Below are 12,895 nucleotides of genomic sequence, written 5' to 3' on the forward strand. Positions count from 1 at the left end.
CAGAAAACAGCAGTAGAAGGAGAATGACAGAATGAGCTTGAAAATGGAGGATACAGTAAAAAACAGAACCTATCCGAAACGGCCATTTGCATGGTATGTGGAAAAACCGTCTGCAAAAGATTACTTGCTGACGGTTTTTATATTTGCAGTATGCACTTTGATCGGCCTGCTGTTTCAGAAACTGGATCTTACAGATACAAATATTGTAACGATATACATTTTGGGCGTATTGATCACTTCGATCGTGACAGATGGTTATCTTTGCAGTGTAGCCGGCTCCTTTTTAAGTGTATTCTTATTTTGCTTTTTCCTGATGGAGCCAAGGATGTCTTTTGAGACATATGCGGTGGGATATCCGGTGACATTTTTCATAATGCTTATTTCGTCCGTACTTACAGGAACCCTTGCGGCAAAGCTGAAAATGCATGCAAAGCTGTCTTCACAGATTGCCTTTCGCACACAGGTTCTGTTTGATACGGATCGTCTGCTGCAAAAGGCAAAAAGTGAGACAGAAATCCTCGGAGTTACCTGTACACAGCTGATACGCCTGTTAAACCGCAGCATCACGGCATATGTTGTGGAAAATGGAACTTTATCAGAAGGAAAGCTTTTTTCCGGGGAAAAAGAGAGCACAGAGGATTTTCTGACACAGGAAGAACAACAGGCGGCCAGATGGACTTATGAAAACAGACAGCGTGCCGGCGCATCCACACAGTATTTCTCACAGGCAAAATGCTTATATCTGGCAATTCGAAGCGGGAATAATGTTTATGGCGTAATCGGGATCCCTCTGCAGAAAGAAACACTGGACTCTTATGAATACAGCATCCTGCTGTCTGTAATAAATGAATGTGCACTTGCAATGGAGAATGTACAAAATGCCATAGAAAAAGAAAAAAATGCGGTTTTAGCAAAAAATGAGCAGCTGCGTGGCGATCTTCTTCGGGCAATCTCCCATGACCTGCGTACTCCGCTTTGTTCTATTTCCGGAAATGCAGATATGCTTCTCAGTAACAGTGACCGTCTGGATGAAGCTACAAGGTATCAGATCTACACGGACATTCATGAGGATTCAGAGTGGCTGATCGGAGTTGTGGAAAATCTGCTTTCCATTACCAGGCTCAATGATGGAAGATTGAAGTTTAAATTTACGGATCAGCTTTTGGATGAGGTAATAGCAGAGTCACTCCGACATATCAGCCGGAAGCATGATGCGTATAAGATCGTGGCGGACTGTGAAGAACTTGTTCTTACACGTATGGACGTGCATCTTATTATACAGGTGTTGGTAAATTTGATCGATAATGCGATAAAATATACGCCGTCAGGCTCTGTCATCAGCATTCGGGGGGTCAAAAAAGCCGGGAAAGCGCAGATAAGCGTGGAAGATAACGGCCCCGGAATTCCGGATGAAATGAAGCCACATATTTTTGAGATGTTTTATACAGGGAAAACGACCGTTGCAGACAGCCAACGGAGTCTGGGGCTTGGCCTGGCACTTTGCCGCTCTATCATAGAAGCTCACGATGGAACACTGGTTCTTTCAGATCATGCTCCGCATGGATGTAATTTTACTTTTACTTTACCATTAAGCGAGGTGACATTAAATGAATAAGACATTAATTCTGGTGGTTGAGGATGACAGACCCATACGGAACCTGATCGTTACCACATTAAAAACACATGACTATAAATATCTGGCTGCAGAAAATGGAGCTTCAGCCATTTTGGAGGCTTCATCACACAATCCGGATATCGTTCTTCTGGATCTGGGCCTTCCTGATATGGAAGGAGTAGAGGTAATAAAGAAAATCCGTACCTGGTCGAATATGCCTATCATCGTGATCAGTGCCAGAAGTGAAGATATGGACAAAATAGAGGCACTGGATGCGGGTGCAGATGATTATATCACAAAACCATTTTCAGTAGAAGAATTACTTGCGCGTATCCGTGTCAGTCAAAGGCGGCTTGCCATAACGCAGGCAGGAAAACAGCCGGAAACCTCTGTTTTTGAAAATGGAGGATTAAAGATAGATTACACGGCTGGCTGCACATTCCTGAAGGATAGAGAACTGCATCTGACGCCCATTGAGTATAAGCTGCTCTGCCTTTTATCCCGTAATATTGGAAAAGTATTGACACATACATATATTACTCAGCAGATCTGGGGACGCTGCTCGGAAAACGATGTTGCTTCTCTCAGGGTCTTTATGGCAACACTGCGGAAAAAACTGGAGCCTGAAAAAAACGGTGTACAATATATCCAGACGCACATAGGAATCGGATATCGCATGCTCAGAATCGAGAAACCTGAGCAGGAAACCAAAAAAGATAGCATTAATCCTCAAACGATAATATAATCATCTCATATGATGACAGTTTTTTTCTATAGTAAAGATCACAGAAAAGGACGGAAACAGACGATGAAGATCATGGGGATTGATATCGGCACAACAACAGTCAGTGTCGTAATGACAGATACAGAAACGGGAAAGCTGCTTGCAAAGGAAACAGTGGAGCATAATTCTTTTCTGCGGAGCAGTAAGCCGGAACAGAAGCTGCAGGATCCGGAACGGATCTATGAAATCGTCCGGGAGCTTCTTATAAAGCAGCAGAAGGAGAATGGTTTGCCAGATGGAATAGGGTTTACAGGGCAGATGCATGGAATGCTGTATGTGGATGCTTCCGGCAAGGCAGTGAGTCCTCTCTATACCTGGCAGGATGGAAGCGGAGAGATTCCGCTGGAAAACGGAAAAACCTGTGCAGAGCTTTTGCAGGGAGTAGGTGCGGCAGCGTCCGGATATGGTGTAGTGACACATTTTTATCTTCAGAAGAAAGATCAGATCCCGAAGGATGCTGTAAGGATGACGACGATCAGTGATTATATTGCTATGCGGCTGTGTGAAAATACTGTCCCTGTTATTGGACTTGACATGGCGGCAAGCTGGGGCTGCTTTGACCTGCGAAAACAGGAGTTTCTGTATGAAGCCCTGGAGCAGGCCGGCGTAGATACTTCTTATCTGCCGGAAGTAAGAAAGGGACATTTTTTAGTCGGAGAAACAAGAGCCGGTGTGCCGGTAATGGGATCGATCGGTGACAATCAGGCGAGTCTGTTTGGTTCCGTCCGGGATCTTAAAGATACCGTACTCCTGAATGTGGGAACCGGCAGCCAGGTTTCCTTAGTGACAGAGACGTTTATAGAATGCAGCGGCAGTGTGGAGCTTCGCCCCTGTACCGAAAACAGCTATATCCTCGTGGGAGCTTCCCTGTGTGGTGGTCGTGCGTATGCGATGCTGGAACAGTTTTACAGAGAAGCTGCAGAAACTGAAGAAAGACTGTATTCCCGGATGCAGGAGCAGGCAGAAAAATTTATTGAAAAATACGGAAAAGAAGCTGCATGGAAAGTAGATACAGCTTTTTCAGGGACAAGAAGTGATCCGTCTCACAGGGGCATGATCGCAGGAATCGGTGTAGAGAATTTTCATCCTGGTGCACTGACGGTCGGTGTGATCTGTGGGATCCTTAACGAACTGCATGAGCAGTATGAGCAGATGTGTCAGCTCACCGGAAAAAAGGCCACACGCCTGACTGGCTCCGGAAACGGAATTCGCCGAAACCCGCTGATGAGAAGACTGGCAGAAGAAATGTTCAAAATGCCGATGGAGATTCCTGAATATGAAGAAGAGGCTGCATATGGAGCTGCACTTACTGCGGGAAAGTTGGTTGCGGCAATGTAAGAAAAATTTTGTTTGACTTTTTGAAAAAGGGGCAATATAATTACAGGGAACGAGTGGCAAGTAAGCGTAAATCCAGTTTACCGGCTACTCGTTTTTATTTTGCAAAAATGAATATCGCCATGAAAAGTGTGTAGCGTGTCAGCGTAAGTCCAGCTTATATGACAGGGTGCGCACTTTTTTTGTGCCAAAAAGAAGAGAGGAGTTAAAACAAAATGGCGGAAAGCAACAAGATGAAGGAGATGCCGGTAAATAAGCTGATGATCCAGATGGGAATCCCGATGATCCTATCTATGGCATTGCAGGCAGTCTATAACATTGTAGACAGTGCATTTGTGGGGAATATGAAAGTAGGCAGTGAGGCAGCACTAAATGCTTTGACACTGGTATTTCCGGTGCAGATGCTTATGGTGGCAGTGGGGATCGGAACCGGTGTAGGAACCAATGCACTTCTTGCAAGGACACTTGGACAGGGAAACAGTAAAAAAGCTGCAAAGGTAGCAGGAAACAGTCTGTTTCTGGGAGTAATCATTTATGCGGTTTGCTTATTGTTTGGTATCTTTGGGGTGAAAGCATATATTTCATCGCAGACAGTAGATACAGAAGTACTTGAGATGGGGGTCAGCTATCTGAGGATATGTTGCGTAATTTCTTTTGGTATTATTTTCTTTTCTCTATTTGAAAAGTTACTCCAGGCAACAGGCCGTTCTCTTTATTCCACAATTGGTCAGGTGGTTGGAGCGGTTGTAAATATCATCCTTGATCCGATCATGATCTACGGTATTGGACCTTGCCCGGAAATGGGAGTGAATGGCGCAGCCTACGCAACTGTAATTGGACAGGTAGCATCAGCAGTATTACTGCTCATTTTTCATATCAAATTAAATAAGGAATTCGAGCATGGGGCGAAATATATGAAGCCGGATGGCGAAATTATCAAGGAGATCTATGCAATCGGACTTCCGGCAATCATTGCTCAGGCGCTGATGTCCATTATGGTTTATGTAATGAACCTGATCCTGAAGTTCGATCCGTCAGCACAGACGGCCTATGGTCTGTTCTATAAGGTACAGCAGTTTGTTTTGTTTCTTGCTTTTGGTCTGCGAGATGCAATCACCCCAATCATTGCATTTGCTTATGGAATGAGAAGTAAGAAGAGAATTCAGGATGGGATCAAATATGGTCTGATCTATACAATTGTGTTAATGATTCTGGGAATTGCAATCACAGAGATTTTCCCTGGGGCATTTGCAACGCTGTTTAATGCGGGACAGTCGAGAGAATATTTTATCGGAGCAATGAGAGTGATCTCTATAAGTTTCCTGTTCGCAGGAATCAATGTTGCTTATCAGGGCATTTATCAGGCACTGGATGGTGGTGTGGAATCGCTGGTTATTTCGCTTTTGAGACAGTTTATTATTATCCTGCCGCTGGCTGGAATCTTTTCTATGTTTGTCAGAAATGATCAGATGGGAGTTTCACTGATCTGGTGGGCATTTCCGATCACGGAAATAGTTTCCTGTTTTGTAGGATATGTGTTTTTAAAGAGAATCAGAAAAAATAAAGTAGATGTTTTGAATTAAGGAGGAATTGGAAATGGCAAAAAGAATCATTACGATCAGTAGAGAATTTGGAAGCGGCGGACGCTTTATCGGAGAAGAATTAGCGAAAAAATTGGGACTCGCTTATTATGATAAAAACATTATCAATGAGATCGCAGAAAAGTCTGGTCTATCTCCGGAATATATTCAGGAAAGTGCGGAACTGTCTCCGAAAAAAGGCTTGTTTGCATATGCATTTGCCGGACGTGATATCACAGGAAAATCAGTAGAAGACATGGTGTATGAGGCACAGAGAAAGGTTATCTTAGAACTGGCTGATAAGGAATCTTGTGTAATTATCGGAAGAAATGCAGATTATATTCTGAAAGATAGGGATGATGTACTGAATGTATTTATCCATGGGGATATGCCGAAAAAAACACAGCGTATTATGGGTTTGTATAATGTAGGAGAGAAGGAAGCTGTCAAAATGATGGCAGATACAGATAAAAGGCGTATGACGAATTATAATTTTTATACCGATCAGAAATGGGGAAAGGCCAGTAATTATACGTTGTGTCTGAATAGTTCACAGCTTGGATATGGCAGATGTGAGAAGCTTGTTATGGAATGTAGTAAATAATGAAATACTCATGGTGAAAGTGGATTAAAGAAAATGTGATGAGAGCATTCATGAGTAAGTAGCGAAAGCGGATTGCGAATGTCCTATTTATATAACGTACACGAATGTAAATGGATATCTGATCCTGAATCTCACCTATAAATCCGGTGAGCAGATGGAGCAACTTGGCAAGTATAGGCCGGAAATATAAAACTGTCGCTGGGGTACTGATCTATCGTGCATAGCGTGTCCGGTTCCGAAAGCGGCAGCGTTTCAAAGGATGTTTCCCAGCCACGCTGACGCTTCCTTTCCCGGAAGTAGTCAACGGCTTCATGGTACAGTACCAGCTTGCAAAAATGGTCAAACTGGCAGCGCCTCCCGTAATCATCAGGGGTAACTTTCATCTTCTCACCCCCTTTCCGTGGGGAGTGAGCAGGATGATCCTGTCCGTTGTCAGGGGCCTATGCTGGCCCTGGTCTGCTGACCGCCTCCTTTTCCATCTGATTTTTTGCCGGAAATGAGAATCCGCGAAAATCGACAAAAATCGCCCGGCAGGTCGTAAACCTACCGGGCGACGATTTGAAGCGTTTTGTTGTTTTCTTACATGGTATAGTTCATACTCATAGCCGGAATATTCCCGTGGCGGGGCAAGGCTTTTTTTAAGCGGTAGAAGTGGATTAGATTATAATGATAGTAAAACAGCATGGCGGCGTCCTCCCGTGGGCCGCCATGCCTTTAACTGCTGGGAATGACAGAAAGAAAGCAGCGGTCTTGATTTCTCAAAACCGCCACCAGTGAATATAAATTAAGCGTGAAAATGGGTCTGCCCAGCAGCGTTTTTTTTCTGCCGCTGGGCAGATGTTTTTTCTTTAGATACATGATAAGAGGAATTTTTGAAGATTCCATAAAGATTTGAAAAATGGACGGACATAAAAGACGTCCATTACACTATCGGAAAATCAGCAAGGAAGTTTCATAGTAACCTTTGCGCCGCCGGTTTCTTTTGAATTTTCTAAAATAAGCTGACCATTATGTTGTTCCATAATCGAATTTGTAATATATAGACCCATACCAAAGTGTAACTTTGAATTGCGGCTTTGATCGCCCATATAGAACCGTTCCTGTGCGTGGCATAATGCCTCTTTAGAAAACCCCGTTCCCTCGTCTGTGACTGAAATTTCCACGAAACCGTTGTTACTCTGAACATCCACATAAAGCGTTCCGCCTTGCGGGGAGTAGTCCAGCCCATTACTGATAACATTCATAATAGCACGTTCTATCAGCACCCTATCAAATTTCAGCATTTGAGGGAGTGAAACAGTATTCATTTGCAGCCGGATTTCTTTTGTCCGGCATAGTGATTCCATATAACCGAACAAGTGCTGCATGAACGCTGGCAAGTCTATACTTTCAATATGGAGCTGATAACCAACCGCCGCCCGTGATATATCAATCAGGGTTTGAATATATGACTGCATCTGGCCGGAGCTTTCCACGACGTAACCAGCGTATAATCGTTGCTCATCATCAAGATTTGTTTCTGTGAGTAAATCAGCATTTCCTTGAATAACCGTCAGAGGCGTTTTCAAATCATGGGCAAGCGCGGCGATTTGCTCTTTCTGTGTCTGTTCGGTTTTCCATTGCCGTTCTAACGAAATTTTCAGATTATCTTTCATATCTGAAAAAGATGCAAGGACATCTTCAAACTCTTTGATTTTGGCGTGTCCTACTTCAAAATCAAGGTTTTGCTTTGAAACCTCCGCAGTTGCTTCAAAAAGCGGGGTCAGTTGTGTACGCAGGTTCTTAGCAAATCTGGCGGTCAGTATGATAATGACCAGCAGCGAATTTACAGCCATCAGGATAAACGCAAGCGTGTCAGGAGATGGAAAATATTCCGGTAGCCATGACACTGTAAATTGAGAACCAATATAATACCTTAAAACGCAAAATTCGTTTTCCCGGACAACAAGTGCAAACTGCCTCCCCGTAGCATATTCAATATATTCTCCCTTTGCGTACAGCAGGGCAATTTCTTTTTCATCATCGTCCATATTGCTGTAAAGCTCATTAAAGTTCTTGTCCAGAATTAAGTAGCCGCATCCCTGTGGAATCACAACCTTTGTAATATCCGGGGCAATCGTCAGCGTTGGAATGATCTCTTTTACCTGCAATTCACTTAGATTTGCTCTTGTAGCTAATCCAGCATTTACAGCAAGTCCCTCCAAACCAAAAGGGACAATAATTGCCGCTACCAGCATGACAATGAGGGAGATAGCAAACTGGCGAAACAATATTTTCAATGTAGGTTTCTTTTTCACTCCCATTTATATCCTATCCCCCATACGGTGCTGATCGGACTTATTTTGAAATGCTCCAATTTCGCACGAATATTTTTTATATGCGTTGAGATCGTAGAGTTATCGCCTATTCCATCAAACCCGAAAACGGCTTCATAGATTTGTTCTTTTGTAAAAACCTGTCCCCGGTTTTTCGCAAGGTATTCACAGATTGAATACTCGCTTTTGGTAAGGGGAACCGGCTGTTCTGAAACATACAGTACCTTTGCGGAAAGGTCAAATCTTATATCAGGCTCAAATGAAAGTGTGCTGTGATGCTCCCTTTTTTCTCTGCGTAAATGTGCCGCGACACGGGCGCGAAGCTCCTGAATACGAAAAGGTTTCGTAATATAATCATCCGCACCGATGCCCAATCCAAACAATATATCTTCCTCTAATGTCTTTGCGGTCAGAAAGAGAATCGGGCAGTCTACCATATTCCTGATCTGTTTGCAAAACTCAAACCCGTCTGTGCCAGGCATCATCACATCCAAAAGAATGAGGTCATAGAAATGCAGCTTTTTGATGTCTACATCATCCGCATTTTGACAGACTGTTATCAAATATCCATCTTTCCCCAAACTGTTCTTAATCAATTCCAAGATAGAAACTTCATCGTCAACTACAAGTAAGTGGGTCAAAAAATCACCTCCCACCCCATTATACCACATTGTCGAGGTTACTCATCATTATTTTTAATGTCAGCTTTCCGATATTCATTGTTGATATTTACAGCTACGGCATTGCTTATATCCACATTCACAATACTGTAAACGTAGCCGAAACTGAAATCTTCCCCCGCCACATTTTTGAAGCGTTTCGATACCTGCCCGATTTCTTCTTGCAGTTCTGACATTTCAAGACATTCATCCGTTATGGTATATGTCAGGCCGTTATATGAAATTTCATCATAGTTTGCGGCGTTCAGCTCATAATACGGCAGAGATTCATTTAACGCCTTATTTTTATCGGCGGTATCGCGGAGCGCACCGCAGGCCGATAAGCATATAAGACTTACAAGCATAATTACCACGGCAAACAGGCACTTTTTATTCACTGTTTTTACCTCCCTCCCAACCATGAAACCAAACCAAACTGGCAATCAGCAGACAAACAGTGCAGCATACAGAAATAATCATACCGCTGAAAAAATCGGTTTTTACCTGTGCATACAGTTGGGGGCTATCCCATGCAAGCACAGTGTAATCCATAGCACGAACGCCCCAGGCCCAGGGAATATATTTCCATGTAGCGTCACCAAGCCCTGTTATCATAAGGGCAGCTATTAAACTCCCTGCAATTCCCAATCCCATAGATGCACCTTTTCCGAAGCTCATTCCCACAAACAAATGAATCAGGTAAATGGGAAGCATGGTAATCAACAATAGAATCCCTGCTTTCAGGTAAAGGCTTGCCGGAGCATCTCTATATAGTGCAGCGAATGTTCCTAACGCTAAAAATGTTGCGCCAAAAGCACAGATCATCAGAAAACCAAGTTTACCAATATACGTTGCCATGCGAGATGGGATTGTTCCCAACAAAAGCTGATAATGCCCGGCCTGATTTTCGATCTGAACAACCAGGCCCACAATAATGCCGATCAGAAACGGGAACGCAACGGCCAGCACTTCCAGATAGGCACTGATTTTGGTTGCCAGTTCCCATCTGGATATATGATAGTAACCCGCAAAAATCGCCGCACATATAATCGGAATCATGCTGTGCATATAGAGCAAAATGCTATGTTTACACTTCTGATATTCTGCTTTCCAGCAGCGAACCACAGATACCATAGTTACCCCACCTCCTTTTTCTCAAACCATCTTGCAGTTAAAAATGACAGCGCCGCAAACCAGGCCAGCGAAATGACCAATACAAGTATAATCATCCAAAATGCCATTGCCGTACTCTGATCTGCAACCGGCTCACCATTAGGCAAAATACCTAACACGGAAATCATAAGATGCGGCACCCAGCTATACGGGCAGATCATCCACAAAGAGGTTGTAGCCGTGAAAATCCCTAAAACGCTTCCAAGTCCGGCATTAAGAATAACCGTGACAAAGATACCAACTTTTTTTGATAACCATAAGCACAGCGGAACTTCCCATAGGCTTGCAATGACAATACAAGCTGTTCCGGCCGCAGCCTGGCAAATTCCGATTGTCAGGGGAATTTCGTTGATAACTAATATTGCAAAACCGCCCAACAGATTTAGCGCCAGGAAAATGAAATTCCCCACACAGGAGTAAATACCGGCCACTCCAATTTTTGCTTTCCAGACTTTGTTCTGCGAAACAGGCAATGAAGCAACGGCACGATATTTTAGTTTGCCATTATCCCGCTGTTCAATCAAGGCACAGGTGAGCGTAAGGAATCCAGGATAAAGCAGGTTATACCACCAATTATAAGAATTGAGCTGGAACCAAAGAGGGGCAAAAAAGTTCATAAGCGCAGTTACAAACGGGGCCAGAACGATCAGCGTTTTTGTGAAAGTTCTCTTATGCTTTAGGTTCTCTGCCTGAATATATGCCATCTCCATTTAATATCCCTCCTTACCATTTCTGCGAATAACATCCATAAAGAGTTGTTCCAAATCTTCACCGGCGCGAAGCTCTCCCTCATATCCAAGGACGCCGCCAGCAATGATACCCACATGATCTACAATCTGCTGGACTTCTGACAGAATATGGCTGGACAAAATAACTGTAATCCCTTTGCAGGGAAAAGAGCGAATTAACTCTCGAAGTTCCTCAATCCCTAAAGGGTCAAGGCCGTTAGTCGGTTCATCCAGAATCAAAAGCTGGGGACTGTTCAGCAATGCAATAGCAATACCAAGCCGCTGCTTCATACCAAGAGAAAACTGCCCGGCCCGTTTCTTGCCGGTATTCGTGAGCTGGACAATTTGCAATACCTCGTTAATTCGTGCATCGTCCAGGCCGAGCAATGTAGTTCTGACTTTGAGATTTTCGTATGCAGTCAGATTTTCGTAAAGCGGGGGCATCTCAATCAAAGCACCGATATGCTCCAGATCATTCCGCTTCCACGGGTGGCCGTCAAACTCGATGCTTCCCGATGTGGGGCGCAAAATGCCGGTGAGCATTTTTAAGATCGTGGATTTGCCAGCCCCATTCGGCCCCAGCAGACCATAAACCGAGTTGCGCCGGATGTTCAGTGACACATTGTTTACCGCCATTTGCCCCTTGAAATTTTTGCAGAGGTCAGTCGTTTTCAAAATCATATCCATATAATCAAGTCCTTTCTTTGATTCTACGGATAGCATACCGGGCAATTTTGAAGATTTCATAAAGATTCCCGAAAACAGAATATGAACAATACACCGTAACCGTGGAGCATATCGCAACAAAGCACCAACCTACGCATTTAGGGCCTTAAAAAGCCCTATATTTCAAGGCTTTTCCCGCATAGTCGGAGGGGTATGTGAGTGTTTTATCCTATCCCCGCCAATACTGGGTTCTAAATGCGTAGGAACAGGCAAAAAGAAAAGACGCCGGACGCAAGCGGCCACATGGCCGCCGCGCCCGGCGTCTGCTGTTATTTATTCGTTCTCGTCTGTGAAATAGAATTTCTGGCTGTCATAGTCAGAATCCGTCATACGTTTCAGCTTGGAAAGGGTCTGCTGGGCCAGCGTCCACATATCCCCGTCCATACCCGGCATGGCTGCGGTGATCTTGCCTATCGTCCTGCGTCGGTCTGCGTTGTGGTACACACAGATCAAATTTTCTTCTTCCACGGTAAAGTGCATCATTCCTCATACCTCCAATTCATTTTTCTTGGTTCTGGCCGCCGCCTTTTTCGGGCTGGTGGCCTGTTTGCTGTCGGCAAGCTGCTTGCGGATAGATGGCCGGGGCTTGCGAATACTCACATCACGGCGCTCATCTTTGTTAATCATGGCATATACCCCGTGTCGGTCTTTTATGCTGGTAAAGCACAGGGACTTATAGGGCAGCATGGCAAAGAGCCGGTCATTGTCCTTGGTGGAAGCCAGTGCGTCAAAGTGCGGTGAGATCTCCACCATAAAATGTGTCTTGTTGGGGCTGTTGGGCGCGGACAGATCTTTCAGCTTATCCACGATGCGCCGGGCCTCGGTTTCAATCCGGCTGTTATGCAAAGCCGTAACGTGGGCTTTGAAGTCGCCGGGGACGGCCCGCCCCCGGCTGTGCTGCTCCTGCCGTAAAGCCTCCTGCAGCACAGCCGGGTCATGGGGCTGGGCCTCATACCGCAGGAAATTTCCCAACACCCGGTCAGGGCTTCCGTCAAAATACTGGCCATCCGGGATGTCACGGGTTCCATGCTCATAAAAGAGCCGGTTCACGCTCACCGGCTGGGAGGCTTCAACGACGTGCCGGAAATGCTGCTGATAGTCCAGCTCATAGAGATTACCCCGGATGGTGCCGCCCTGTGTGCCGGTCAACTCCACCGCATGGATGCAGTAGATGCACTTACAAAGGAAAAAACGATTATTATGATTGCCCACAGATTAAAAACAGTCAGACATGCAGACCAGATTGTGGTTGTTGAAAAAGGAAGAATTGCACAGCATGGAACACATGAGCAATTAATGAAACAGGAAGGTATTTATAAGAGATTTGTGGATGCAAGGCAGCAGGCGGTAAGTTGGAAACTGGTGCACTGAGAAAT

13 protein-coding genes and 2 pseudogenes are annotated in these 12,895 nt (G+C 44.6%); 7 read left to right on the forward strand and 8 right to left on the reverse strand.

Translation table 11 applies throughout. The features are described 5' to 3' along the window. The first annotated feature begins 31 nt into the window (after window positions 1-31). From GPK58_RS05265 to GPK58_RS13315, 6 genes and pseudogenes are all read left to right on the forward strand, one after another. On the forward strand, window positions 32-1,615 hold the full coding sequence (locus GPK58_RS05265; RefSeq protein ID WP_215638327.1) for an ATP-binding protein: 1,584 nt from the start codon (window positions 32-34) through the stop codon (window positions 1,613-1,615). Then, a complete protein-coding gene (locus tag GPK58_RS05270; protein ID WP_215638328.1) occupies window positions 1,608-2,360 on the forward strand; it encodes a response regulator in 753 nt (250 codons plus the stop codon). The genes GPK58_RS05265 and GPK58_RS05270 overlap by 8 nt, the downstream gene beginning before the upstream one ends. Before the next feature lie 63 nt (window positions 2,361-2,423). Beyond that, complete coding sequence (locus GPK58_RS05275) at window positions 2,424-3,737, forward strand: sedoheptulokinase (RefSeq protein WP_215638329.1); 1,314 nt, start codon at window positions 2,424-2,426, stop codon at window positions 3,735-3,737. A gap of 212 nt (window positions 3,738-3,949) precedes the next feature. Further along, window positions 3,950-5,317, forward strand: coding sequence for an MATE family efflux transporter (locus GPK58_RS05280; RefSeq protein WP_215638330.1), 1,368 nt, complete (start codon window positions 3,950-3,952; stop codon window positions 5,315-5,317). Between the two features lie 13 nt (window positions 5,318-5,330). Then, the gene (locus GPK58_RS05285) at window positions 5,331-5,918 is read left to right on the forward strand and encodes a cytidylate kinase-like family protein (protein ID WP_215638331.1); all 588 of its coding nucleotides are present in this window, start codon (window positions 5,331-5,333) and stop codon (window positions 5,916-5,918) included. A gap of 85 nt (window positions 5,919-6,003) precedes the next feature. Beyond that, window positions 6,004-6,093: pseudogene (locus GPK58_RS13315) on the forward strand (TnpV protein); the annotation flags it as partial. A 763-nt stretch (window positions 6,094-6,856) separates the two neighbouring features. On the opposite strand, the gene GPK58_RS05290 reads toward GPK58_RS13315, so the two are convergent. From GPK58_RS05290 to GPK58_RS05325, 8 genes are all read right to left on the reverse strand, one after another. Then, window positions 6,857-8,221: a sensor histidine kinase gene (locus GPK58_RS05290; protein WP_055059697.1), complete on the reverse strand. Its 1,365-nt coding sequence runs from the start codon at window positions 8,219-8,221 to the stop codon at window positions 6,857-6,859. Next, window positions 8,212-8,874: a response regulator transcription factor gene (locus GPK58_RS05295; protein ID WP_055056575.1), complete on the reverse strand. Its 663-nt coding sequence runs from the start codon at window positions 8,872-8,874 to the stop codon at window positions 8,212-8,214. Before GPK58_RS05295 ends, GPK58_RS05290 begins: the two co-directional genes overlap by 10 nt. A 38-nt stretch (window positions 8,875-8,912) precedes the next feature. Beyond that, entirely contained in the window at window positions 8,913-9,290 is a 378-nt protein-coding gene (locus GPK58_RS05300) for a NisI/SpaI family lantibiotic immunity lipoprotein (RefSeq protein ID WP_242872530.1), read from the reverse strand. After that, a complete protein-coding gene (locus tag GPK58_RS05305; RefSeq protein WP_025580193.1) occupies window positions 9,283-10,026 on the reverse strand; it encodes a lantibiotic immunity ABC transporter MutG family permease subunit in 744 nt (247 codons plus the stop codon). The genes GPK58_RS05300 and GPK58_RS05305 overlap by 8 nt, the downstream gene beginning before the upstream one ends. Window positions 10,027-10,028: 2 nt before the next feature. After that, the gene (locus tag GPK58_RS05310) at window positions 10,029-10,775 is read right to left on the reverse strand and encodes a lantibiotic immunity ABC transporter MutE/EpiE family permease subunit (RefSeq protein WP_015527239.1); all 747 of its coding nucleotides are present in this window, start codon (window positions 10,773-10,775) and stop codon (window positions 10,029-10,031) included. Beyond that, on the reverse strand, window positions 10,776-11,480 hold the full coding sequence (locus GPK58_RS05315; RefSeq protein ID WP_173722862.1) for a lantibiotic protection ABC transporter ATP-binding protein: 705 nt from the start codon (window positions 11,478-11,480) through the stop codon (window positions 10,776-10,778). A gap of 312 nt (window positions 11,481-11,792) precedes the next feature. Beyond that, window positions 11,793-12,002 (reverse strand): transposon-transfer assisting family protein, encoded by a 210-nt coding sequence (locus tag GPK58_RS05320; RefSeq protein WP_330627206.1) that lies wholly within the window; start codon window positions 12,000-12,002, stop codon window positions 11,793-11,795. A gap of 3 nt (window positions 12,003-12,005) precedes the next feature. Next, window positions 12,006-12,575 (reverse strand): hypothetical protein, encoded by a 570-nt coding sequence (locus tag GPK58_RS05325; RefSeq protein ID WP_442860552.1) that lies wholly within the window; start codon window positions 12,573-12,575, stop codon window positions 12,006-12,008. 102 nt (window positions 12,576-12,677) lie between these two features. On the opposite strand from GPK58_RS05325, the pseudogene GPK58_RS05330 reads away from it, so the two are divergent. Further along, a pseudogene (locus GPK58_RS05330) lies at window positions 12,678-12,890 on the forward strand (ABC transporter ATP-binding protein); the annotation flags it as partial. Window positions 12,891-12,895: the final 5 nt, after the last annotated feature.

It is taken from the genome of Blautia sp. MCC270 (genome assembly GCF_018785605.1).
GTDB classification, from domain to species: domain Bacteria; phylum Bacillota; class Clostridia; order Lachnospirales; family Lachnospiraceae; genus Blautia_A; species Blautia_A fusiformis.

What these genes read in the sequence shown, in the direction of transcription:
- GPK58_RS05265 (WP_215638327.1), top strand. Translation starts at nt 32, where the DNA reads ATGAGCTTGAAAATGGAGGATACAGTAAAAAACAGAACCTATCCGAAA.
- GPK58_RS05270 (WP_215638328.1), top strand. Translation starts at nt 1,608, where the DNA reads ATGAATAAGACATTAATTCTGGTGGTTGAGGATGACAGACCCATACGG.
- GPK58_RS05275 (WP_215638329.1), top strand. Translation starts at nt 2,424, where the DNA reads ATGAAGATCATGGGGATTGATATCGGCACAACAACAGTCAGTGTCGTA.
- GPK58_RS05280 (WP_215638330.1), top strand. Translation starts at nt 3,950, where the DNA reads ATGGCGGAAAGCAACAAGATGAAGGAGATGCCGGTAAATAAGCTGATG.
- GPK58_RS05285 (WP_215638331.1), top strand. Translation starts at nt 5,331, where the DNA reads ATGGCAAAAAGAATCATTACGATCAGTAGAGAATTTGGAAGCGGCGGA.
- GPK58_RS05290 (WP_055059697.1), bottom strand. Translation starts at nt 8,221, where the DNA reads ATGGGAGTGAAAAAGAAACCTACATTGAAAATATTGTTTCGCCAGTTT.
- GPK58_RS05305 (WP_025580193.1), bottom strand. Translation starts at nt 10,026, where the DNA reads ATGGTATCTGTGGTTCGCTGCTGGAAAGCAGAATATCAGAAGTGTAAA.
- GPK58_RS05310 (WP_015527239.1), bottom strand. Translation starts at nt 10,775, where the DNA reads ATGGAGATGGCATATATTCAGGCAGAGAACCTAAAGCATAAGAGAACT.
- GPK58_RS05315 (WP_173722862.1), bottom strand. Translation starts at nt 11,480, where the DNA reads ATGGATATGATTTTGAAAACGACTGACCTCTGCAAAAATTTCAAGGGG.
- GPK58_RS05320 (WP_330627206.1), bottom strand. Translation starts at nt 12,002, where the DNA reads ATGATGCACTTTACCGTGGAAGAAGAAAATTTGATCTGTGTGTACCAC.